This is a genomic window from Streptomyces sp. P17 (genome assembly GCF_032436805.1).
In the GTDB taxonomy this organism is placed as follows: Bacteria; Actinomycetota; Actinomycetes; order Streptomycetales; family Streptomycetaceae; genus Streptomyces.
The window spans coordinates 1-263 of the sequence record NZ_JAVRBF010000983.1; the positions used below are offsets into that span (position 1 = coordinate 1).

Annotated in this window: 1 pseudogene; it reads right to left on the minus strand. The window is 75.7% G+C overall.

Annotation, left to right across the window (positions count from 1 at the left end):
* Positions 1 to 263 (minus strand): annotated as a pseudogene (locus RMT89_RS43665) (hypothetical protein); the annotation flags it as partial.

Below are 263 nucleotides of genomic sequence, written 5' to 3' on the forward strand. Positions count from 1 at the left end.
GCGGTCAGCGTGTCGCTCTCGGGCAGGCCAAGCTCTGATCCGGCCAGCGCGGCGCGGGCGGCCTCGGGCCAGTCGCCGCGCGGCAGATGCGGCAGATGTTCCAGCAAAAGGTGAACCCGTGTCCCCGCCGCCATGGCATCCTCTTGCACCGGCCCGCCGGCCAGAACCTTGGCCCCGCCCAGCGCGGTGGCCGCGATGGGGCGCGGCGGTTCGGCCACCGGGGCGGGGCGGTCACGCCATTCGGGCGGCAGGCGATGCACGGG